A 25,812-nucleotide genomic window follows, 5' to 3' on the forward strand; every position below is an offset into this window, starting at 1 on the left:
GGTAAACAATATAATGAAGGGCACCCCAAAAATCAGATTTTACTCTTCTCAGAACTATCAGTAGAGGGGTAATTTTCTATAAAAAGTTTTTTAGTACCCTCCAATTAATACCAAGCCTTCTAATAAATTCAGATTAACTTGTAACCGTCAAAAACATTAATTACATTTGTGTTAGAGTAATACTTGAAATTGTACAGAGCAACAGAATATGTAGCTGGATTGCGCTACTACAATACTGTTTCTGCCAGTTTTAAAGCAGTAAAATGATTTTTCCTTTGTTTTAAACTAAAAATTATGACGAAACAAGAACTGTTAATTGGGAAGCATCCAGATAATTCACATCCTTATGGGAAATGGCTTGCTGCAAATGATTTGCCAGATTCCTATATGAAATGCCACAGGGAACTTACTGAAATTACAGCTGTAGATGATGAGTTAATAGAATGGATGGCAAAAAAAATAATTAATCACCATTATACTCAGTTTAGAATATCTAGGTTAAAAGAAAAATATAAAAGTTTAGGCTTTGCTAAATATGCAGAGCAGCATAGAAAATTACCTATTACGGATAAGGTGAAAAAAGGTAATGCTACGGAAATATTACTTACTGATTATATTCAAGCATCACAAAAAAAAGAATTTATCAAGGTATATAAATTGAAATATAATCCAAATGTTGATCAAGCCATTAAAGGAGATGACACTTTGATGGTTGATTTATTTGAAGAAAATGGTAATGAGAAAATCAAAATTTATTTGGGAGAATCGAAATTTCGCACTACTCCTCAAAAGAATGTAGTTGAAGATATTACCAAATCTTTAAACAAAGATACTTTGCCTTTATCGTACACTTTCTTAGTAGAAGAAATAGCAAAATCAGATGAATTACTTGCTCGAAAGCTGGATGATTATATAGTGCAAGATATAAAAGATAGAGGCGACCTTATTTATGTTGGTTTGTTACTAAGTAATACCAAGACTTCAGAAACAGTTGAAAAACATTTGAATAGTGATAATTCAAATTTGGTTTTCATTTCTATTGGAATTGGTCAGCCAGAAGAGTTTATTAAATCCATATTTGAAAAAGCAGAAGAACTAATATCTAACCCTGATTTATTATGAATATAGAGCATGTTGAAAAAAGCTACCAAGAATTAGAATCAGATTCTACTTTGCAAAACTTAATAGCTCAAGCTAACGCTAGATATATCCTATATAATACGGAAGAATCTAAAGAAAATTTTCCTCGATATACAATTAAAGATGAGCAGCTAAATATCTTAGCTTTCAAATATCTAAATATTGGATGTAATTATTTTAGTGAACATAATTATCTAAAAGCATCTCATTCTCTAGAAAAAGGAGCTTTAATACTTGAGTATATACACGGTTCTATTCATATTCAGACAAAAAATAAGAAACTATTTTGTCTAATCTCCGCTCTTTCTTATTACGTTTGTTTTCAATACTCTAAGGCATTTATACTTATAGGCAAACTTGAGAGTGATACAATGATTTCAAGTTTAGTATCTCTATTTCTTAATAGAAAATTTGATCAGTTATTAAGTGAAATCGATAAACTTATTACAAACTCCAGTTATGGGGATGAATATCTGGCTGAACATTTTGAAGAAGATAATGCTACAAAAATTTATGAGATAATTATAGCAAAATCATTAAATTATTATGTGCAATTTTATCAGACAGGAAACAAAGATTTTTTAGAAATTGCAAAAAAGGATCTTGTAAATCTTCAAGAAGTAGCCGCAATGAGAGGTGAACCTGATGTTTGGTGGGTTATTCGATTATTACTTCTCATTATAGATGGATTTAAAGAATCCTCATTATGGTATGTATTAGGAAATTATTTTAATACGGAAGATAAACTTCCGTTAAAGTATATACAATCATTAGTTTATAAAAATGGCAGTATAACAGAATTGTTTCTTACTCAAAGAAACTCTTTACCAAAGGTTTTGAATAATAAGCAGGGGAGTATTGTTAGCATTCCTACAAGTAGTGGAAAAACAAGAATTGGTGAAATTGCGATTTTAAACTGTCTATTAAATGAACCTAAAGCGAAAATTCTTTTTATAGCCCCTTATAGATCACTAGCTTACGAAATAGAAAATTCGTTTGATGAGATTTTTAGCAATCTTGATGTTTCAGTCTCACATCTATATGGTGGAAGTTTATTTAGTAAGCTTGATGAAAGAATTATAGACGAATCATCCGTAATTGTAGCAACACCAGAAAAGGCCAAAGCACTCTTTAGAAGCAATGAGGATATTTTATCATGTATCAAACTTGTAATTATAGATGAAGGACATTTATTGGGAACTGATAAAAGACTCATAGTTAATGAAATGTTTTATGAGGAATTAAAGTATCATGTAAAAGCTAATGGTGGAAGATTCTTGTTATTATCTGCCGTTTTACCCAATGCAGAAGATCTATCTGAATGGCTAACGGATTCTACTGATAATGTTTACAAAGAGAATTGGCGACCTTCTGATGAAAGAATCGGAATAATGGAATGGAATGGAGTTTCTGTGAATTTAAATTGGAAAAGCACTGATGCAGAAAGAAATTCATTTAATCCTAATTTTATTATGCGACAAAAGTTGCCTAAGAAGCCTAAAGAAAGGATAATGCATTACTTTCCTGAAAATAAGAACCAAGCCATAGCTTCTACTGCATATAAACTAAGGAAGTTTGGTCCTGTTTTAATATTCGTTGGAATCAAGAAATCTGTTTTTGCCATTGCAAGAGAGTATGAAAAATGTATTCAGCCTGAAGAACAGAAGTTTAGATTTAGAAACAAGGCCAATTGGAGAGCCTTTAAACTGGCTTGCATAGAATCTTATGGTGAAGATACGGAATGGGTTAAGTTTGCTAAACAAGGAATTTTCTGTCATAATGCAGATTTGATCTCAGATGTGCGAATTCCCTTAGAAAGATTAATGAGAAGTGAGAAGCCAAGAGTTATTATAGCGACTTCAACATTAGGACAAGGAGTTAATCTTGGAGTTTCTACTGTAATTTTCTCAACTTTGTATCAATCAGGTAATCCTATTACGAAAAGAGATTTTTGGAATATTGCTGGTAGAGCGGGGCATGCTTTTGTAGATCATGAAGGCAAAATTTTAGTTGCTCATGATATAACCAAAAAAGACGAGAATAAAATAAATTGGGAAAGAAAAATGATTTCTGCATATCTTAATAAGAGTAATATAGATAGAGCAGAGAGTGGTTGTTTGGAACTAATAAGGACACTTAAAACAGTGGCTCAACTTAACGGAATAGCATTTGATAACTTAATTAATTTACTTGCTGAAAATCGTATTAATGAAATTGATGAGTCTTTAGATGAAGTTAATGATCTTCTTGATTTGATTGATGACGGATTATTATCATTGCATAATTCGAATAATTTTGAAGGAAACACATTGGAATGGATTGATAGTTATTTTACTAAATCCTTAGCCTATATACAAGCTCAATATTATGAAGATATTACTGGCGATGAAGTTCTCGATTTTATAAAGGCTAGAATTAAAGGTATAACAAAAAAGGTAGGGATAGAAAAAAGTATTTGGGAAAGTATTGTATCTTCTGGTATTCCAATCAATTCAGATTTGCAAATAGATGAGAAGCTTAGCGAGATTATTAGTATTGTTCAAAGCTATATAGTAAGTGATAAAACATTAGAAGAACGCATTTCACTTCTTGAAAATATAGAAGACGTCATTAGAGATGTGAATATATATAAAGAAAAATTTGAAGATAGTGTTGATATAAAAGAGATACGAAAAAAGTGGTTAAGTGGAATATCCATGTCAGATATCGTTCAACATGAAAATGCAGTTAATATAGTAACTCAACATTATTCTTTCAATATGCCTTGGGTTCTCAATGGTATTTCAAAGAAAATGAAGAAACAGAATTTAATTGAAGAAGCGGATACTATCGAAGAATTGGCTATTCTTGTAGAATTAGGATTACCTAACATAAAATCAGTTAAAATCTATCAAGCAGGAATTCGCTCAAGGATTTCTGCCTATGAAATTGCCAACTTATATGATGATGATCTTTGGGAAAAAAGCATTAGAACATATAAACAAGATTTAATAGACCATGCTGATTACTATAAAAACCAAGTATCAGAAAATGCAGCATTATGGATCGATTTATTAGTAAGATTTTCGAAGAGAAAATTTATAAAAATTAAAAAAGTTCCTAACTTCAGATATGGAAAAGTACATAAAAGAACAAAAAGGTTAATGGCAAGAATAATTAATGATAAGCAATATTTAGTTAGTCCGAATTTTAGTGTTATAAATGAAATAGGTGAATCAGATATTGACTTTTCTAAAGTCAGTAATATTAATGGAATTTACTTTGATTATGACGAAGATGATAAACTTTGGAAAATAACTTGCATGAATCCTTATGTGGTATTTACGTAATTACTATATACTTTTGGGAAGAGATGAGAATAAGTATTTAGACATTATTAGTTGTTAATTTATCGCTATAAGGCCTATTCTTGAAGCATTAAACAACCAATTACAAACTAAAATAAGTTTTGATTAACTTGTAACTATTAACAACATTGACTATCTTTGTCGTAGAGAGATATTTGAAATTATGCAGAGCAATGCAATGTGTAGCTGGACTTCCACTACTATATCGTTACTTGCATCTTTATAAAAACACTTTTAATCGCTGATTTATAAAAGATTAAAACGAACTACACTCTTTTAATATATGAAACAAAGTGTTTCAAACCTATAAACAAAGAGTTTCAAGCGTATGAAACAAATTGAAACTGCCGTTAACCAAAAATCAGGTTACTTATTATAGGATTAAGAAGTCAAAACAGTCAACCTAAATCCGGACGAGACAATATAATATTCTAAAAGATTAGCAATTATTTCCATATCGAATAAAAGCAGTACATCATCAAAAATCGCCGGAACAGATCAATGATCTGCCCGGCGATTTCTCATCTTAAACCAATCTCCACTTACTATATATCAATCAACGATTCGGGTGAATGTCCAACTTCACCGGTTTAATCATATTTTCAGGTTTTAAGATAGTATCCAAGTCTTCTTTGGAAAGAATGTTATGTTCCAAAACAAGTTCATAAACTCCCTTCCCGGTTTCCAATGCTTCTTTGGCTATTTTAGTAGAGTTCTTATATCCGATCACCGGATTCAGGGCTGTCACTACTCCAATGCTGTTATGCACATCTCTCCGGCATTTTTCTTCATTAGCCGTAATGCCGTCGATGCATAAGGTGCGCAAAGTGTCGAAACCATTCATCAGTAAATCGGCGGACTCGAAACAGCATTGTGCCATCACCGGCTCCATTGCATTCAGTTCCATTTGAGCTGCTTCACCGCTCATGGCCACACAAAGGTCATTTCCTATTACCTTGTAGGCCACCTGGTTCATCACTTCAGGAATCACCGGATTCACTTTTCCGGGCATGATGGATGAGCCCGGCTGCATTGCCGGCAGATTGATTTCTCCCAATCCACAACGCGGACCGGAAGCCAGCAACCGCAAGTCGTTACATATCTTATTCATTTTAACAGCAATACGCCTCATCACTCCCGAATAACCTACCATGCAGGAAGTGTCCGAAGTAGCTCCCACCAAATCGTCTGCTAGTTTGATATCCAATCCCGTAATCTTGCGCAAAGCGGCAATGCACTTCTCCGCATATTCCGGTTCGGCAGTGATTCCTGTTCCAATGGCTGTTGCTCCCATATTGACTGCCAGAAAATCCTGTGCAGCAAAATCAAGGTTCTTTATTTCATGTGACAAAATACTTGCAAAGCCATTAAAGGTTTGCCCAAGAGTCATCGGTACGGCATCTTCCAATTGGGTACGCCCCATTTTGATGACATGTGCAAACTCATTCGCTTTCTTCCGGAAAGACTCGATCAGAACCTCCAAATGCTTAACCAATTTCAAATGAGTATAATACAGTCCAATGTGAATGGCTGTAGGATAAGCATCGTTGGTAGATTGTGAACGGTTGACGTGATCGTTAGGCGAACAGAATTGATATTCTCCCCGCTGATGCCCCATCAGTTCCAATGCCCGGTTGGCAATCACTTCATTGGCATTCATGTTGGTGGTCGTACCGGCTCCTCCCTGAATCATATCTACGGGGAACTGCTCGTGATGCTTTCCTTCGAGTATTTCTTTACAGGCTCTCAAGATAGCATCCGCTTGTTCTTCAGTTAATAAGTCCAGTTCACGGTTGGCAACGGTGGCTCCCATCTTCGTAATGGCCAATGCCTGAATGAACAAAGGATATTCATTCAAATGAAACTTGCTGATGCGAAAGTTTTCAATGCCACGGAGTGTCTGTACTCCATAGAGTGCACTTTCCGGCACTTCACGACTACCTATCAGGTCACTCTCTGTACGAGTTTTTTTTGATAAATTTTGTTCCATATCGGTTGTTTTATAGTAATAACGTTTTCGTTAGTTCTTATAATAACCAACCAGCGATGGTATTGTTTTAATAAATATGCAAAAACTATTCAATGACTTTTTTGTTGTAAATAGAAGAAAAAGAAAATACAAAGAGAAGAATCGCTTATCTTTGTATTTGAACTTAAAACAGCAATCTATGATATTACAATTAGCATTTGTTCTGACAGCCATTATTATTGGCGCACGCCTGGGAGGTATCGGACTTGGCGTAATGGGAGGCGTAGGCTTGGCAATACTCACGTTCGTTTTTGGTTTACAACCCACTGCGCCTCCCATCGACGTTATGTTAATGATTGCCGCCGTAATCTCTGCCGCTTCCTGCATGCAGGCAGCCGGAGGTTTGGACTACATGGTGAAACTGGCAGAACATTTGCTTCGTAAAAATCCTTCACACGTCACTCTGCTTAGTCCGCTGGTGACTTACCTCTTTACTTTTGTAGCCGGAACCGGACACGTGGCTTATTCCGTACTGCCGGTAATTGCAGAGGTTGCCACCGAAACAAAAATCCGTCCGGAACGTCCGTTGGGCATTGCCGTCATCGCTTCCCAGCAGGCCATTACGGCAAGTCCGATCTCTGCCGCTACCGTGGCACTTCTCGGACTTTTAGCCGGATTCGACATTACCCTGTTCGACATTCTCAAAATTACGATTCCCGCCACCATCATCGGAGTGTTGGTAGGCGCTTTGTTTTCCATGAGAATCGGTAAGGAACTGGTGGAAGATCCCGAATATCAGAAGAGATTGAAAGAAGGTTTATTCAACAATAAAAAGGTGGAGATTAAAAGTGTCAAGAACAAACGTTCGGCAATGATTTCCGTTATCATCTTTATATTGGCAACTGCTTTTATCGTGCTTTTCGGTTCTTTTGAAGGAATGCGCCCCAGTTTCCTGATTGATGGGGAAATTGTCACCTTGGGAATGTCTTCCATCATCGAAATCGTGATGTTGTCGGCTGCCGCAATTATCCTGTTAGTAACGAAGACGGACGGGATCAAGGCAACGCAAGGTTCTGTATTTCCGGCAGGTATGCAGGCGGTGATTGCCATCTTCGGTATTGCCTGGATGGGAGATACCTTTCTTCAGGGAAATATGGGACAGTTGACTCTCTCTATCCAGGGAATTGTGCAACAAATGCCGTGGCTGTTCGGTGTCGCCCTGTTTGTGATGTCTATCCTGCTATATAGCCAGGCTGCCACTGTACGGGCACTCGTCCCTTTGGGCATTGCGTTGGGGATTTCTCCTTATATGCTGATCGCTTTATTCCCGGCCGTGAACGGATATTTCTTTATTCCGAATTATCCTACCGTGGTGGCTGCGATTAATTTCGACCGTACCGGGACAACAAAAATCGGCAAATATGTGTTGAATCATTCGTTCATGATGCCCGGTCTGGTATCGACCGTTGTGGCTATTGCACTAGGTTTGCTTTTTATACAAATATTCTAATAGATCATATTATTAACCTAAACATCATTCAGTTATGAAACAATTCAAAAGCTTTGGACTGGTAGTAGTCACACTACTATTTTCTGCAACAATGGCATTTGCCGCAAAACCGAACATTCATATCCTTGCCACCGGAGGAACGATTGCAGGCACAGGAAGTTCAGCTACCGGAACCAGCTACACAGCAGGACAAGTTGCCATCGGCACACTACTCGATGCCGTGCCCGAAATTAAGGACATCGCCAACGTGACCGGAGAACAGATTGTCAAAATCGGTTCGCAGGACATGAACGACCAGGTTTGGCTGACGCTTGCAAAAAAAATAAATGAACTATTGAAACGCCCGGACATCGACGGCATCGTGATTACTCACGGAACCGATACGATGGAAGAAACGGCCTATTTCCTGAACCTGACCGTTAAAAGTGACAAACCGGTGGTACTGGTAGGTGCCATGCGTCCGTCTACGGCTCTAAGTGCCGACGGCCCGTTGAATCTTTATAACGCCGTAGTTACCGCCGCCGCAAAAGAATCCAAAGACAAAGGAGTACTGGTTGCCATGAACGGACTGATCCTTGGAGCACAGAGTACGGTTAAAATGAACACGGTCGACGTGCAAACTTTCCAAGCTCCCAACTCCGGCGCGCTAGGTTATGTGTTGAACGGAAAAGTATTCTATAATCAGGTGACGCTAAAAAAACATACCACCCAATCCGTTTTCGATGTCACTCATCTGAACGCACTTCCTAAAGTAGGTATCGTATACAGCTATTCCAACATCGAAGCAGATATGGTCACTCCGATGCTCAACAACGGCTATAAAGGCATTATCCATGCAGGAGTAGGAAATGGAAATATCCATCAGAATATCTTCCCGGTATTGACAGACGCCCGTCAGAAAGGAATCCTTGTGGTCCGTTCTTCCCGTGTCCCGACAGGTCCTACCACGCTGGATGCAGAGGTAGACGACGCCAAATATCAGTTTGTGGCTTCACAGGAACTGAATCCGCAGAAATCACGCGTTTTGTTAATGCTTGCACTAACCAAAACAACTGACTGGAAACAAATTCAGCAATATTTTAACGAATACTAAAAGCCTGACCTACTTATGAAAAAATGGATATTTATGTTGCTCCTCGCGGGCAGCATACAGGGAGTATATGCTCAAAAAACGGAGAAGAAGGATAAATTCAACCCGAACACTCCCCTGTTTGAAGAACTGACAGACGTGAAAAAGAAGACAGATAAGTTCAATCTTTATCTGAATATGCAAGGAAGCTTTGACGCTCATTTCCAAAATGGTTTTCAGGAAGGTGACTTCAATATGCACCAGCTCCGCATCGAAGCCAAAGGAAATATCAACAACTGGCTTTCTTACCGCTATCGCCAACGCCTCAACCGCTCGAACGACGCAAACGGCATGATTGACAATCTGCCTACTTCCATCGACTATGCCGGAATCGGTATCAAACTGAATGACCAGTTCAGCCTCTTCGCAGGAAAGCAATGTGCCGCATACGGTGGTATCGAGTTCGACCTCAACCCGATCGACATCTATCAGTACAGCGATATGATCGACTATATGAGTAACTTTATGACCGGACTGAATGTAGGTTATAACATTACTCCCAAACAGCAACTTAACCTGCAAATACTGAACAGCCGCAACAGTTCGTTCGACAGCACTTACGGAATTACGGAAGATGCCGAAGGAAATCTTCCCGATCTGAAATCCGGCAAAATGCCGCTGGTTTATACTTTGAACTGGAATGGTAATTTCAATAACGTATTCAAGACCCGTTGGTCGGCTTCTGTCATGAACGAGGCCAAAAGTCACAATATGTATTATTATGCTTTAGGTAACGAATTGAATCTCGGCAAATGGAATGCTTTTGTCGATTTCATGTATTCAAAAGAGGACATTGACCGCAAAGGTATTATTACCAGTATCGTAGGCCGTCCGGGCGGGCATAACGCTTTTGATGCTAACTATCTTTCGGTTGTTGCCAAATGTAATTACCGCTTTCTTCCGAAATGGAATGTTTTTGTGAAGGGTATGTACGAGACGGCTTCCGTAGGCAAGGCGTCCGAGGGAATAGAGAAGGGAAATTACCGTACTTCCTGGGGATATCTGGGCGGTATCGAATATTACCCGATGGAAACCAATCTGCACTTCTTTGTTACCTACGTGGGACGTTCGTATGATTTCACTTCCCGCGCCAAGGTGCTGGGACAGGAGAATTATAGTACTAACCGTATTTCTGTAGGATTTATCTGGCAGATGCCTGTATTCTAATTCTAAAGCAAGAAACCGGGCTGACAATAAAAAAATACCCGATAGCTTCTTACAACAGTTATCGGGTATTCTTATATGTTCGGTCTTTTTAAATCAGAACCCAGGTATCTGCTCCGGCCCATTCAGGCATATGCACAGCATCCCCACTGGGGAAAGACAGTCTATTCAACTGCTTCACGGAAGCACAGATAAGCCGTCTCATCAATTCTGGCAAGAGAGACTGACATTCTTTTGTGTCAGCCCATTGCTTCAAATGTGTTGATGTGATGAATTCCATAGATTACCTATATTGAGACTAGATATTGATGAACAAATATACAACTTCTTTTTGACCCAATACACAAAACATTGAAAAGATGTCGCAAATTTTTCTCAACATACTCGACAAAAGAGATTGGAACAACAGCGTTGACCAAATTCAAAAACTCACCGAAAGCCCCATAAAATCAACTAGGGAATATCCGTTTACGCTTTCATGGTCTCACTATTTGATATTAATGCGCATTGAATCTGATGAAGAACGCAGATTTTACGAAATTGAGTCTCAGAAACAAAATTGGAGTGTACGTCAATTGCAGCGGCAATATAATTCAAGCCTGTATGAGCGTTTGGCTCTCAGCAAAGACAAAGATTCAGTCTTGCGTTTAGCACAAGAGGGGCAAACGATCAATAAACCAGATGACATCATAAAGAATCCTTTAACGCTTTTTAGTAATCATTGTTCTATAATATATACAAAGAACTATGGACAATTTGTAATGTTCTAAATTATATCGAACTCACGTTAGTTTAGATGCGGGAGATTCAAAAACGCTGCAAATTCGAGGGGCGAAAGTGACTGGTTTATGTGCAATTACGATTTTCCCGGAGTCAAGAATATAAAACGAATGGATAAAAAATATTACTACGGTATACTTCTTGCATTTTTAAACTTCATCTACCCTCCCATCATTTTTCCCATCATGAAAAGACTTGTTATTTATAATCTTTTGGCAACATTCCGAACTTCTCTTTAAAACATTTTGCAAAATGGGAAGAAGAAGCAAAGCCTAACCGTTCTGCTGCCTCAGCTATGCGAACACCATTTGCAATTAATTCAGCTGCTTTGTTTAAGCGGAAGTTCTTCACATAGTTATTAGGAGGCATACCAAACAAACCTTTCATCTTCCGGTAAAGATTAGAATGACTCATATTCATTTGATCTGCCAATATATCAATTGAATAATTTTCATTAATAACCTGCTCCGATAAAATTGCATTGATCTTGTCTATAAATTCTACATCTTTTTGAGAAATAGCAAAATCCGAAAGTGAAGAAGATGAACCAATTGTGATGTCCGTCATCTGTTTATGAAACGCCAATCGCAGTTTTAATAAATTCTCGATCTGTTTATAGAGCTGCTTAACAGAAAACGGTTTCTCAAGATATACATCAGCACCACTTTCAAGTCCTTCCACTTTAGATTCCAATGTCGTTTTTGCAGTCAGCAAAATAACAGGAATATGAGAATAAGCCATATCGGATTTTACATGATTACAAAGTTCAAGTCCATCCATTTCAGGCATCATAACATCACTGACAATAACATCCACACTCTGGCGTGTGAGTATTTCCAATGCTTCTTTTCCATTACCGGCACGTATCACCCTAAACCAAGTACTTAAAGCTTCCCGAGTTAGATTTAACAATTCAAGATTATCCTCCACCAATAAAACAGTGAATCTCCTATTAGCAAATTCAGAAACAGAAGTCACCTCTTCTCCAACATCTACAGCATCCGTTTCAGTCAATTCATCAGATACATCTTCTGTTTCTACAGTTCCCAATGGTAAAGATAATACAAATGAAGCACCGCCCTCGGAACTATTTTCCAGAAACAAACTTCCATGATGGGCTTCTGCCAAAGACCTTGCAAATGCCAAACCAATCCCAGTACCCTTAGATGATGCCACAGGATCATCAGGCAATTGATAAAAAGCTTGAAATATTTTATCGCGTTGGTCCTCCGGAATACCGGGACCATCATCAGTGACCTCTATCCTCACCTCGTCATCTACTGATAATACCTTCAATTCAATTCTGGATTTCGCATATTTCATCGCATTCCCTATCAAATTTACCAGAATCTTACTCATCTTTTCCGAATCAATCATCATGTTAATCTCTTCATGAGGCAAACAAAGATGTAATGTCAGTCCTCTCAACTCCGCAGAACCGCAGAATTGATTAAAAATATCACTGACCAATGCATTAACATTGCATTTCTTCAAATTCAACTGCAAAGCACTACTTTCCAACTTCTGAAAATCAAGTAACTGATTGATGATTCCCAATAGATAATCTACATTCTTTTCTATTACAGAAATATACTTATTCTCTTTCCCTTTGATTTCCTCTTCTCTCAATTTCTCCAACGGCAAACGAATCAAACTTAGCGGAGTTCGTATTTCATGTACCAAATTAATAAAGAAATTGATTTTCGATTTATACATTTCTTTTTCTTTGGTAGTCTGATACTCCTCCATCCGACGTTTATACTTACGCCTGACATACAAATTCCAACGCCAACCAAGAAATACGATAGCAGCAAGTAACAACAATGCATATACCACATAAGCAATAGTAGTCCGCCACCAGGGAGGAGTAACCACAATCCATAAAGAAATTGCCTTTTCAGTCCAATAATGGTCATTATTTGAACCACGAACCAAAAACTCATATTCTCCCGGAGGAAGGTTGGTATAGGAAGCTGTATTATTAGAAGAGTTGTTAATCCATTCCTTATCTACTCCGTTCAAGATATACGCATAACGATTTCTAAGAGGATCTTCATAGCTAAGTATCGCAAAACGAATTGTAAAACTGTTATTCTCATAAGGTAATTTTATTTTATCAACAGTATAAAAAGGCTTATCCAACCGGAGCAACCGCCTCACTTCCCGCTCATTATTCAAATTAGGGAAACTGATATTTATAACATAAACAGGAGGAAGATAGGTGTTATCTGTAAATTCTTTCGGTTCAAAAACATTAAATCCGTTCACTCCTCCAAAATACATCTTTCCAGTCGATGAAGCTAATGAAGATTGCGCTGTGAACTGATTCCCCTGCAAACCGTCATTTATAGTAAAAAGACAGTTCTTATTCTTATCTGCAGGATTAAACTGATATAACCCGGAATTACAGGAAATCCAAAAGTTGCCGGCCAGATCCTGCTCTATCGAATAAATAACCTTATCCGGTAACCATATATTTTCCGGATCAAAATCAACAAAAGTTTCTGTTTCTTTGGAAAAAGAGCATAATCCTCCACCATTGGTCCCAAACCACATCGTACCTTTCCTATCTTCAAATAATGTTATCACGGAGTTACTCGTAATAGTAGTCAGGTCCTCCCGGATATGTTCAAAATGTTTCCACTCTTCACCAACTGTATTATAACAGAAAACGCCGCGATTTGAAGTCGCAATCCAAAGATTATTGTACATATCCTCATAGATGTCAGTTACAGAAGCCATAGCACCGACATTTATCACAGTTATAAAATTATCCGATTGTGGATTATAACGACATAATCCCCAGCTTGTTCCGACAAAGATTTCTCCTTTACGATCTTTAAAAAGGCTTAATACATCATTACTGCAAAGTGTATTCGGAATATCACGGGAATAAGTATAACTTTTAATATTCCCTGTCTTCAGATTTAACACATGCAATCCTTCAGCATAAGTTCCTACCCAAAGATTATCGCCCTCCAACAACAAACTACGTATATCGTATTTTATATTTGATTTCTTCAAAAAATACTCATGAAAAGAATGAGTTTGTGAATTGAAAAACCACAATCCATTCCGGGTTCCCACCCAAACATTCTTCTCCCGATCTTCACAGAAAGGTCCTATCTCCTTATCTGCTTTTTCCATCCCCGTCAAAGACAGAGAATAAGTAGAAAAACGCTTCGACTGTTTAGACATGTAATTTATTCCACCGGAATTAGTCATTACCCAAAGTGTACCTTCATTATCCCGCATCATCGCGTGTACAGTCGGATCGCTCAAAGCCCATAAACCAAACGGAGAGTCTCCCCTACGAAATGTCTTACGCTCACGGTCAAATAAATAAATGCCATTGTCTGTACCAACCAGCATTTCTTTCCCGTTATAGTCCATCAGACAAAGAATAGAACTGAAACTCTCTGCAGACGTATTATATATTTTTAATTCCTGACTTCCTTCCTGATAGCACCCTAACGAATTCGTCCCCACACCGCACCAAATTTCATGATCAATACTATGGAGACAGTTAATCCTCTGATTGCCAATATTCAATTCGAATGAAACCGGATAACTTTGCAGAAAAGTTCCTTGTTCATCAAAGCACAATAATCCCTCCTGCATAGAAGAGACATAGACAAGAGAATCCGTACCTTGGCAAATATCCCAGGCAAAAAAAGTCCGGATACTATTTTGAGTCAGAACGTCTTTTACCGGATCATAAATAAAGATGCCTTGTCCCAAAGTAGCTATCCAAATCAAACCATTTTTAGTTTTTACGATTTTCTTGACTTCGCAACTAATGAATACTCCATATTTAGTTGTCTTATCAAAATACAAGAAATGATCGTCAGAGCGATCATAAATGTATAGCCCGGAACTTGTTCCTATCCAAAGGTCTTCACCCTCTTCCATCAAAGAACCGACAAAGTTGTTCCCTAAAGAATATTTGTCATTTAGAACATTCCGATAAATTTTATTTCCGCTACCATAATAGCAGTTCAACCCATTACTCGTACCTATCCATAAAAAGCCATAACTATCTTGAATTGCACACCAAGTTGTGTTATGAGACAATCCGTTTTCTACTTGATATTTCTTAAAAGAAAACTCTGCAGATGCCATTAATGGCTCAATACAAAAAATAATAAGACTGATAAATGCTATTATTGCTTTTTTCATATTATATACCCATGTCGATTCAGCGAGTCAAATATAGCTATTTTAGTAACCCAAGCCAAATCTCAAAATTATTTTCACTTGGAGAATAGATAAAAACAACACAGATAACGTCTATTGATCTCATCGACGTTATCTGTGTGCCAAACAATACATTTACCTCATTGTCTTCAGACAATTAATCGTGTAATCCCTTTTTTCTCAAATAATCCAGCATGAACCCCGGACGATCAGTCTGGAGAATCCGTGCCCCCAGCTCTTCAATCAGATATCCATAGTTTCCATCCGGATCTTTTAAAGCCTGATCGTCTTCATGCCCTCCCGCAAGAGAAGCCCACAACGTATTGTACCAAATCCGACTCTTTCCCAGAATAATCGATTTCACTTTTCGAGGCAAAGGACTGGAAGAATCCGAATAAACCAATTCGAAGGCAGCAGGATGCAGCTGTGTCATATAGTCCCTGACCTTCTTTTCGCCATCCTTTCCGTCAAGTCCTATCACCGGTATGTAAATCACTTTATCCAGATAATCTCCAAACTCACTTTTGACAGTTTCCACCGGCTGGCCTCCTTTCATTATCACCAAACTGGCAGTTCCGGTTTTCTCGAGCACAGCGTATACCTCGTCAAACACAGAATACGCCTTATCCAAGTTAAACATAATCTGACCTTTGCCTGCCAACAATGCCTCTTCCAATGTTGGAACAATATGTTCTGTCAGATTTCCATCCTTATCTTTCAGTTTCAACTTCTTGATTTCTGCCAATGTATAATCCTTAATCAATCCTTTACCATTGGTTGTCCGGTCTACACGGTCATCGTGCATCAATATTAATTGTCCGTCTTTAGTCTTGTGAATATCAATCTCCACAATATCCACTCCCATTTGTATGGCACTATCAATTGCCGCTACGGAATTTTCCGGTGCACTCCGCCAGTTCCCCCGGTGTGCCACGACTAACACCTGATCGAACTTCGGATCTAAAAATGCCTTACGGATCATTTCTCCCCGTTGCGCAAACAATATAAGAGGTTGCAAACAACAGAATATCCCTAACCATATCAGTTTGTAGTTTTTCATTGTCATTCGTTTAAATAAATTGTATCATTATTCTTGATAAGCTCCCGGCCACATCGCATTTTTATCACGCGGATTCCCCAACTGGTCAGTGGAAAAAGCATCCATCTCATCCAACCATTTTCCAAACTCCTCACCTAAATTCTGGAAAGGACAACTATCCGGTTTAAAGCCGGTTGTGATCGCATTCTTAACAGCGTCGGCAGCAGTCCGGGTAAACTCATTCACATTCCCGTCCCAAGTATAGACAGAACGATTGGCATCCCATACGACATTTAAAGAGCTAATCGTACTGTTATACTTATCAAACTCTGATGTTGTAAACTTGTTGGTTGATGCAGGCATGATCGTACCGCCCATCAGATTATACCCTTTGGATGTCAAATGGCGAGTATCATCACCGGACATTTCAACAACCGGATTAGCTGCATTTTTATTCAGGATGATATTATTCATCAAGAATGATTGCCGGGCCGGCCAGGATTCACAACGAATAACAGCCCCGCTATTTTGAGCACCATCCTCGATAATGGTAGAGTTTACAATCAACATACTCCCCGCGCCGTTAATGGTTCCATCTCTACCACTATTATTGGTAACAGTTGTATTATTCATACATAAATGACCGTTTGACATTTGAATAGCATAACCGAACTGTCCGCCTTCATTGCCTGTAATGGAGCAATTATTCATAAAAAGAATACTCCCACTGTCATTGACACGAATTGCGCCTCCACGCGAAGATGCCTTGTTGTTTCTCAACTGCACATGATTTAGTTTGGCTGTCCCCTTATACATGAATATACCGGAACCACCAGCCTCACCTGAACCATTTACTCCCGCATTATAGCACTTTTCAATGATACAATGATTCAACTGTAATGTTGCATTGCCACTGCTACCATTCGCAATCAGGAATCCACCACTATAGCCATTTATTTTCTCATTGGGATGATAACCGCAAGAGAACGTACAACCTTCAAATGTAATATCTATCTGGTTTCCTAATGTAAACAAGGAATAATCACCCGCATCCGCAATGCCGTTATTATTTGCATCTCCTGTGAAAGTAGTCAGATACCGGACAGGATCACGCTTGCTTAAATCCTTCCGGGTACTTTGAGGATCATATCCACACACAACCTTTATTTCGACTTGTTTACTATATCCGCTATACTCTATTTTCAGACCGGCTTCCTGATCTGCTATCAAATAGGTACCGCCTGCCACATAGATATTCTTACCATCCAATTTCTTAGCATTCGCAGTCGTGATCGCACTGTTAGTGTTAGTTCTCAATAGATTGCGTAACCCGTCTACTCCCATTGCATTATCCCAATCCATACCGGTAGCATTCCCTGTAGCATGCTCTTTCACATAATAAGCGTCCAATTGCAATTCCGTTGCATCTCCCCCATTGATTGTACCAGTCTCCCATGGAGTGACAATCGGTTCACTCAATCTAATGACCGAACCTTCTACTTTCAAAGTAAATTCATAACAAAATCCGGCCTTTATTGCAGGAATGCCCGGCAATACCAGATCTTCCCCCTTGTAATTTAAAGAAACGAAAGTACTATTAGGATTTGCAGTTCCCGGAGCTACGATCGCCGTATATTTACATCCGCTTTGTCCGGCTTTCCCTCCTTCAGGAATGGTGACATACGGTGAAACAAGTGCAGTTCCCGATGAAACATTTCCGTCCGTATATCCCTGATAGGAACCGATTTTAACTCCTAGAGCTTTACTTTGTGAGTCTATATCGTCCAATGTCATGATAACTTTCGCCATTCTCCGGTTCATATTCAGATGAAGGACACCTGATCCCTCATTTATAGCATCTTCTACTGTGCAAGTCATGTAGTCTGCGCTCGCCAGATTTTCCAAACTCTGCTGATTAATAGGAAGAGAGAAGTTGGCTACGCTTGTTCCTTCAGTCACCGGATAAAAGGCAGAATAAGTAACAGGTTCATTTCCCCACCTAAGATAATAGTTATCCGTAGGAGCCCATTGCCCTCCAGACAACATATAAGTCACACTACCATCTTCGCAACTCAACAGAATCTGGTCTCCATTATTAAATTGCATTTGCTGTTCATTTGTTCCTGTAGGATTACTACGGGTATATGCAGCATCAATAACAGCATTGATCTTGATTGCACCGGAGTCTTCATTGAACACGGCTATCTCTTTATCCGTATCACAAGCTGCCATACCCGTTAATATACATGCAGCCAATATATGTTTAGTAATTTTCATAACTCATCTCCTCCTTTTTATTTCTGATAGATAATCTGACCGGTTGCCCGATATTTCATTTGCATGGTAGCCAACCGTGCCGTTTCATTTACATTCAGTGTCAGCGTATGCTCTACTCCCTTTTGCAACTCAATGGGCTCTTCGGCAGTCCATATATACAATTTTCCGTCATAACTGAAATTGACAGAAAAGCCTTCTATTATTGTTTGCGGGAGAAGAATACATTCATACCCATCCGTACCCTTATAAGGGGCGATAGTTGTAGCTACAGCATCTTCCCGTGGAATGACTACCGGTTCCGGCACTGACAAATCACAAATACCACCCACTATTGTACCATTTACAGCCATATCGCCCAATTTACTGATCGCCGCATCTTCCATACCATTATTTACCGTCACTTTTATAATCAGCTTGCTCATGGCATGATCCAAAGTAACTTTCAATCTACCATCTGCGGTGAGATCCTGTTTCGGATCAACCATTGATTTAGTCAACAGGAAATCAGAAGCAATCACATTTTCTTCAGTAGTTTGGTTGCTTTGTATGTTGATAGCTAACGGAGTGTCTAAACTAGCTTCCGAAATGTAAGGAGCATACGCCACTACTGTTACCGGAGTTCTTGCATTATCCCAAAGCATTTGTTGCCCGTCCGCCGTATTCCAGTCATTATTAGATTTTACCATTTGCGAATTATAATCATAAGCAATGTTTCCACTGTTATGAATGATCAGTCCAAAACTCTCCAGATTACTTGCATCATATCCGGCACGCGACACAGGAGCCTTCACTTCTGTTACAACACGGATTATATGATCTTCGGGAAAGTTGCCGGTCGGCTGCGTCCCGTCTTCAATGTTTGAACAGCCTGTCAGACTAATGACCAAAGCGGTCATTATATAAAATTTGTTTTTCATATCACAATTACTTTTTAAAGATTCAGTTGGACAATACAGCATCATAAGCTCCCATTTGCATCTTATCAGGATTGCGTGTCACGCCACGCTGATCCAATCCGAAAGCATCTTCACCCATCCATTCCACGAATACCTCACCTAAATTAACCATAGGAGAAGCAGCAGGATTGAAACTTTTCACAGCATTGATTACAGCTTGTTTGGTAGCATAACCACCCACCTGTCCGATCTGGTCAATATTCCACTTATAAACACCCTCTTCCGTCAGGTTGCCATTCACAAGGGTAGGATAAGCAGTATCAGAAACGCCCATTGTGAAATTATTAACTCGCTGATACAAGTTATATCCCATGGAGTAAGCTTCTTTATTCGCTCCGTTCAAAATGAAGCTTGGAGCGGTAGAATTCTCGGAAATCAACAGGTTATTAATAAACTTAGTATCACCATCAATAGAGGTTTCACATCGAAAGGCGCCATACTCCTGATCAATATCATGCCCTACAATCGTACTATTAGCGAGCATGAAACTACCTCCCCCGTTTAAAGCAGCACCTTTTCCCGGATTTCCGACAATGGTTGTGTTATTCATACAAATATGTCCCGATGATATCTGAATACCGACCCCAAAAAGTTCTCTTACTGAATTGCCAGTTATCAGGCAATTATTCATAAACACAACAGCCTTATTGCTGTTACACCGTATTGCTCCGCCACGGCTATCCGCCGCATTATCCAGGAACTTCACATTGTTCAGTTTCGAGCTCCCGGAAGCAATAAGAATAGCTGTACCTCCCGCTACTCCTCCTTGCCCGTTGACAGCTTCCGTTTTACAATCCCTGATAATACAATCCGTTAATTCGACAGAGGTGCTATTGACGTTACCATTGATATAAATTCCGCTACCACACTCGTTAGACTTGGCATCATTATTAGAAAGGTACCCATATTGAAAAGTAACTCCTTCAATCCCAATAATCCCTCCTTTCACCAACAATAGTCCGCAATCACCGGAATCAGCCTGATTATTACCGTTTACATCTCCGCTGATCACTGTCTTATACGTATCAATACGACGATTAGTCAGATCTGTCCCTTCGCTCAACAAACTATATCCTCCTTTGATCGCTTTAATGTCTTTGCGGATAATCACCCCGAGTCCTCCGGTCTCGGACATCACATATTTTCCCTGGCTCATGTAAATAGTACTCTTGGACAGATCGATAGATCCACTCAATAATTTGCGAAAACCAGCTACATCCATTGCCTGATCCCATGAAGTACCATCCATGTCCCCTTCACCGAATTGAGTTACAAAATAACTTTCCAGTCCTTTTTGCAAGACAACTTCTTCATCCAGATCATCATCATAATCAGTAATCATCGGAGGATCAACCATCTCATAATCTTCCTGACACGCCTGGCTCACTAAAATAGTGAAGGCCAGAAGCCCAATCTTTGATATTGTGAGCAACTTATTTTTCATTTTTCTTCATTTTAAACTTGTACACTAAATTGAAATAATTACAGTTCACCGCTTAACGGGCAATATCCGGATAACCGGGATTCTGTTTCAGATATTCATTCTGCTCCAATTGGGTCTGTGAAAACGGGAACAATTCATAATGAGTATCTGCATCCCGTTTCTTGTCCCACCATGCATCCTGAAATCTTCCGAAGCGGATCAAATCCGTACGACGACGGCTCTCCGCAAGAAATTCCCGCCCCCATTCATCAAGCATTTCTTTTAGATCAAGTACCACGTTACCTTCCGGCTGATAAGCGATATCTGCAGTAAAGTTTTCATAGTTGCGTTTACGCACGCTGTTCAACAGCTTGCCGGCCTCGCCTGCCTGTCCGAGACGAAGAAGGCATTCCGCCTGCGAATAAATAATCTCCGCCAAACGGATTTCCGTATAATCCGACTCTATAAAATATCCTCCATCAAACGGATAGAAAGGATACTTCACACAGTAAAGCCCCGAGTTGAAATCTCCGTTTCCCAGTTTAGACTCCTGATAATTCGGGTTGGCAATATAACCGGATTCTGCGTTACCTTCAAAACGTCCCACTTGATCAAGTAGGTAAAGGACATATTGATTATCCGGATTCTTGGCATATCCCCCACTAATACTGGAATTAGCTATTTTCCCTTCCATGAAGAACATACCTTCCCGTGTATTATTACTCGTATTTACATATTGTTTATAACGTTTATCGCCCGCATACTTGGCGAATTTCTGCGTAACCATGCCCAATTCATAATCAAACAATGCACGTGGTTGCTGGTTATTATAACTTGGCGAAAGTGCATATTTGGGATTTCGGCTGCCATCTCCTTCAATTTTCAGGTATTTCTCACAACCATAAGGAAGGGCCCGCCCGTAAACTGTTCTCTTATCATTTTTCAGATGCCAGCTAGTCAGTCCATAAGAACCGGGAAAACCGAGGATTACTTCATTACACATTTCATTATTCCAGTCAAAAGGTTCGTACCAGTTATCAGCGATTGCATAATAGCCGAATTCTCCTCCGGTAATACGCTCACACATATCAATACATTCCTGCCATTTAGGCTGTCCAATCCACTTTTCCGCATTTAAATAAAGACGTACCAGCAATGCAGCAGCCCCCGCTTTAGTAAATTGTCCTTGTTGACCGCCATTACCAGATTGTCCGATTTTGGAAGGTAAAGCTACCAGACAGACATCTCTCAACTCACTTTCGATAAAATCAAACATAACCTGTGGAGATACCTGCTTCCGGTTTTCCGGCTGTTCATTGACCGCTTGGTCAGAAGTCGTAGTTAAGATACAATTACGGTAACTATTAAGCAGGCGAAGATAACAGTAAGCTCTCATACAACGTAGTTGCGCTTTAAAACTATCAAACTCACTGTCACTTAAATTAAATTTAGAAGGATTCAATTGAGACAAATCATCCAACACCAGATTGCATTGACCGATACCGCCATACATGCCTTCCCACTCGTTTGTCCAGTCTTCCTGATTAATGTCATCGTATTGATGATAATGATATTTTTCCCATTTACCGCCATCATACCACCAAGTTCCCCGAGTAGGCGTTATCAACTGATCCCCTGTCAGTTCTTCGTGTTCATGACGTCTGACAATGGATTCATAGATATGCTCAAACGGACGAAAAACGGCGTTGATAACATCCTGTTTGGTATTATAATAGTTTTGAGACATGACCTGATCATACACCGTTTCCGACAGATCTGTACAGGATGGCAAACTAATGACTGTACCTGCCATTATCCCTAATCCAATGATATATTTTGTTATTTTCATAATCGTCTTTTATTAGAAACTTACTTGTAATCCTAAAATAAACTGAAAAGCAGACGGATAATAGTTATATCCTCCTCCGAAAGTACCCGGTGTCAGTCCGTTCACTTCGTAGGTAGAAGGATCTACACCGGTAAACTTCGTAAACGTATAAAGATTGTTGGCCGTACCGAACAAACGTATCTTTTCAATATATTTCTTATTCAGGTTCATGGTATATCCTAAAGTGACGTTGTCTATCTTCAGATAATCACCCGGTTCAATGAAGTAGTCGGTAATCACATTCTTACCTGTCGTGATATGTGCATTCTTCGAATAAGCGGTCGTCAACTGGTTGGTAGTCATGCTCTGCAATCCGAAATAGAAATCATGCACGTTGAATATGTCAAACCCGGCAGCACCACGGAGGGCAACAGACAAATCAAAGTTCTTATAAGTGAAGTTATGCGTCATAGAGCCGGTGAATTTCGGCAAACCGTTTCCGGTCACAGACTTATCCTCTTCCGTACCTTGGGCTACAGGAATCACATTCCCCTTTTTATCATAAATCAGCCAGTCACCTTTTTTATCCACTCCTGCATAACGATATGTAAAGTAGTTACCAATACGTTCCCCCTCTTCAATCCGCTGCAAATATCCCGGATTATTCGGATTCGCCATGCTACAGGTAGAGTAATATTTTTGTCCTTTATATATATCGTTGGAAAAACTGACAAACTTATTGTTATTAGTAGCCCCCACTAATGTGAAACTATAAGTGAAATCCTTTGTCCGGACAGCATTTACTGTAACATCAAGTTCGAAACCGGTATTACGCAATGTACCTACATTGGTATAGATGGTGGAGAACAAGTTAGGTGGTACCGGTACAGAATAATCTCCGAGCAAATCACTTTGTTTACGATGGAAATAGTTAAATGAACCGGTCACTTTGTGTGAGAAGAGTGAGAAGTCCAAACCCACATTCTGATTATGTCCTTTCTCCCAGCGCAATTCCGAGTTCGTATTTTTGCTCGGTCCCCATACATGAAAACGGTTACCATTGTATTGATACCAACCGAAAGCCCGGTAAGTAGCCAGAGAATTATAATTTCCTATTTCCTGATTACCTGTCACCCCATAGTCATAACGTACTTTCAAGTCATCAATCCATGAAAGTCCTTTCATAAACTTCTCATCCGAGATACGCCAACCGACAGATACAGCCGGGAAATTGCCCCATTTATGATTCTCGCCAAAGCGGGAAGACCCTTCGTGGCGTAAAGAAAAAGTAAACAGGTAGCGCTCTTTCCAATCATAATTAACACGTCCGAAGAAGCTGATTAACTTATGGTCATTCTTATAGGAGCCCATCATTGTTTTTCCATCTTTTGCCGCTTCCAGCCCGGAACCCAGATTATTATACGTCAATCCATCCGAAGAGAAATTCCAGTTTTCAGCAGACATTCCGGAATTTACACCATAATTATAGCTATACCCCACCATTGCACGGATCTGATGATTCTTGATACGTGTAGAGAAATTTGTTACCCATTCCAGATTGTTAGTCGTACTTTTGTCGAAGTCACGGCTGGCTTTTCCGGTGACACCATCATTTACGTTAGAACCATAAGTAGACGGTGTAAACCATCCGTTAAATTTATCAACTTGATATTGAGAAATAGTGACCTGCGACTTCAATACCATGTCCGGATTCTTCGGATTAAACAGAGGCAGCAGATTAACGGCAGCCGTAGCATTCCATTCCAGCAACTTAATTTCCGTACCATTCTCTTCTTCATTCAATTGCTCTACGATATTAGAACCTTCCGTTCCACTGGGAAAACGATAGTACCCATTAGCCGATTCCGAATCATAAATAGGCATTGTCGGATTGTTTTTAATAGCATTGCTATATACATTGGCTGATTTGTTCCGGTCGATAACACGAGGAGTTATATTAGCAGAAAACGTGAATAGCCCGTCTTTGGTTGTATGGTTAATATTGGCACGTGCTCCATATTCACGACGGTCGGAACGCAAATCAATACCACGGGCATTACGATAGTCGGCGGTCACCCGATAGTTGGTTCTCGCATTACCGCCGGAAAATGTCAATGTATGCATGTGAGTCACCCCCAATTGAGTAACGGCATCAAACCAGTCTGAATCAGCTCCCATATCGGAAAGCGGATTAGACACTGTGCGATAAGCACGGTATTCTTCCGCATTCATGATGTCGAGTTCTTTTTTAGCTTTATTAAAAGTAACGGAAGTACTATAGGTTGTATGAACCTGTCCATCTTTGGTCCCTTTCTTTAGATTAATCAGGATAACCCCGTTACTACCCCGCGTACCATAGATCGCAGAAGCAGCACCGTCTTTCAATACATCAATCGATTCAATATCGGCAGGGTTAATATTCGTCATATCACCTCCCGGCACTCCGTCTACCACAATTAACGGTCCTAAACCTGCATTACGGGAAGAGACACCACGAATCTGAATACTTCCTTGATTGTTCGGATCGGCCAGAGCTGTGTTAGAAACCGAAACGCTGGAAACTTTCCCCTGCAAAAGCATGGAGGCATCGAGGCTGGATATCTGATTCAGATCTTTCGCACCTATATGCGAAATAGCCGAAGTCATTTCTTTCCGTTTCATCGTACCGTAACCCACCACTACCACTTCATTCAAAGCGGTCGATTCTTCTTTCAATACGATCTTCAATAACTGGCCGTTTTTAACAGCCACTTCTTGTGTTTCATAACCGATATAAGACACTTTCAGGTGTCCATTCTTAGGTACGTTCACCAGAAATTTACCGTCTATATCTGTAATAGTACCCTGCTTCGATTCTACGACTACTACGGAAGCGCCAATAACTGGTTCGCCCTTTTCGTCCGTCACCGTACCTGACACCTTACTTTCCTGCTGAACTTCCAAAGAAGCTCCCTTTACCTGTATACCGGAAAACAGTATCAGCAGTATACCTAACAGACAGGTACACGTTTTGAAATGAATATTCTTCATAAATAAATGATTTTATGTTAGAT

General features: G+C 39.4%; 14 protein-coding genes and 1 pseudogene. 6 read left to right on the top strand and 9 right to left on the bottom strand.

Annotation, left to right across the window (positions count from 1 at the left end):
- Window positions 1-294: 294 nt before the first annotated feature.
- Window positions 295-1,122, top strand: a complete 828-nt coding sequence (locus AB5217_RS14425; protein ID WP_008644752.1) for a Hachiman antiphage defense system protein HamA — start codon at window positions 295-297, stop codon at window positions 1,120-1,122.
- Complete coding sequence (locus AB5217_RS14430) at window positions 1,119-4,469, top strand: DEAD/DEAH box helicase (protein ID WP_042994547.1); 3,351 nt, start codon at window positions 1,119-1,121, stop codon at window positions 4,467-4,469. The genes AB5217_RS14425 and AB5217_RS14430 overlap by 4 nt, the downstream gene beginning before the upstream one ends.
- A gap of 574 nt (window positions 4,470-5,043) precedes the next feature.
- On the opposite strand, the gene AB5217_RS14435 is transcribed toward AB5217_RS14430, so the two are convergent.
- Window positions 5,044-6,477 (bottom strand): aspartate ammonia-lyase, encoded by a 1,434-nt coding sequence (locus tag AB5217_RS14435; protein WP_008776919.1) that lies wholly within the window; start codon window positions 6,475-6,477, stop codon window positions 5,044-5,046.
- Window positions 6,478-6,655: 178 nt separating this feature from the next.
- On the opposite strand from AB5217_RS14435, the gene AB5217_RS14440 reads away from it, so the two are divergent.
- Genes AB5217_RS14440 through AB5217_RS14450 form a run of 3 tightly spaced genes read left to right on the top strand, consistent with a single transcriptional unit; the run spans window position 6,656 to window position 10,262 of the window.
- Window positions 6,656-7,966: an anaerobic C4-dicarboxylate transporter family protein gene (locus tag AB5217_RS14440; protein ID WP_004302365.1), complete on the top strand. Its 1,311-nt coding sequence runs from the start codon at window positions 6,656-6,658 to the stop codon at window positions 7,964-7,966.
- Between the two features lie 34 nt (window positions 7,967-8,000).
- A complete protein-coding gene (ansB, locus tag AB5217_RS14445; protein ID WP_368112760.1) occupies window positions 8,001-9,059 on the top strand; it encodes an L-asparaginase 2 in 1,059 nt (352 codons plus the stop codon).
- 15 nt (window positions 9,060-9,074) lie between these two features.
- The gene (locus tag AB5217_RS14450) at window positions 9,075-10,262 is read left to right on the top strand and encodes a porin (protein ID WP_118419411.1); all 1,188 of its coding nucleotides are present in this window, start codon (window positions 9,075-9,077) and stop codon (window positions 10,260-10,262) included.
- Window positions 10,263-10,350: 88 nt separating this feature from the next.
- Here AB5217_RS14450 and AB5217_RS14455 read toward each other — a convergent pair whose 3' ends face one another.
- A complete protein-coding gene (locus tag AB5217_RS14455; RefSeq protein WP_008645720.1) occupies window positions 10,351-10,539 on the bottom strand; it encodes a hypothetical protein in 189 nt (62 codons plus the stop codon).
- 79 nt (window positions 10,540-10,618) lie between these two features.
- On the opposite strand from AB5217_RS14455, the pseudogene AB5217_RS14460 reads away from it, so the two are divergent.
- Window positions 10,619-10,969 (top strand): annotated as a pseudogene (locus AB5217_RS14460) (DUF1016 N-terminal domain-containing protein); the annotation flags it as partial.
- Window positions 10,970-11,237: 268 nt separating this feature from the next.
- Here the strand turns inward: AB5217_RS14460 and AB5217_RS14465 are convergent.
- The 7 genes from AB5217_RS14465 to AB5217_RS14495 all read right to left on the bottom strand — a co-directional run bounded on the left by AB5217_RS14465 (window position 11,238) and on the right by AB5217_RS14495 (window position 25,789).
- The gene (locus AB5217_RS14465; RefSeq protein WP_004313437.1) at window positions 11,238-15,218 is read right to left on the bottom strand and encodes a two-component regulator propeller domain-containing protein; all 3,981 of its coding nucleotides are present in this window, start codon (window positions 15,216-15,218) and stop codon (window positions 11,238-11,240) included.
- Between the two features lie 175 nt (window positions 15,219-15,393).
- Window positions 15,394-16,296, bottom strand: a complete 903-nt coding sequence (locus AB5217_RS14470) for a glycerophosphodiester phosphodiesterase family protein (protein ID WP_195436381.1) — start codon at window positions 16,294-16,296, stop codon at window positions 15,394-15,396.
- A 27-nt stretch (window positions 16,297-16,323) separates the two neighbouring features.
- Window positions 16,324-18,552 (bottom strand): fimbrillin family protein, encoded by a 2,229-nt coding sequence (locus AB5217_RS14475; protein WP_015531731.1) that lies wholly within the window; start codon window positions 18,550-18,552, stop codon window positions 16,324-16,326.
- Window positions 18,553-18,569: 17 nt separating this feature from the next.
- A complete protein-coding gene (locus tag AB5217_RS14480) occupies window positions 18,570-19,469 on the bottom strand; it encodes a fimbrillin family protein (protein ID WP_118419392.1) in 900 nt (299 codons plus the stop codon).
- A 22-nt stretch (window positions 19,470-19,491) separates the two neighbouring features.
- The gene (locus AB5217_RS14485; RefSeq protein ID WP_004322305.1) at window positions 19,492-20,952 is read right to left on the bottom strand and encodes a right-handed parallel beta-helix repeat-containing protein; all 1,461 of its coding nucleotides are present in this window, start codon (window positions 20,950-20,952) and stop codon (window positions 19,492-19,494) included.
- A gap of 52 nt (window positions 20,953-21,004) precedes the next feature.
- Window positions 21,005-22,780 (bottom strand): RagB/SusD family nutrient uptake outer membrane protein, encoded by a 1,776-nt coding sequence (locus tag AB5217_RS14490; protein ID WP_004316159.1) that lies wholly within the window; start codon window positions 22,778-22,780, stop codon window positions 21,005-21,007.
- Between the two features lie 12 nt (window positions 22,781-22,792).
- Window positions 22,793-25,789 (bottom strand): SusC/RagA family TonB-linked outer membrane protein, encoded by a 2,997-nt coding sequence (locus AB5217_RS14495; protein ID WP_004316158.1) that lies wholly within the window; start codon window positions 25,787-25,789, stop codon window positions 22,793-22,795.
- Between the last annotated feature and the right edge of the window lie 23 nt (window positions 25,790-25,812).

The organism is Bacteroides sp. MSSM.1001136sp1_RTP21357st2_D2_RTP21359_211015 (genome assembly GCF_040913205.1).
Taxonomy (GTDB): Bacteria; Bacteroidota; Bacteroidia; order Bacteroidales; family Bacteroidaceae; genus Bacteroides; species Bacteroides ovatus.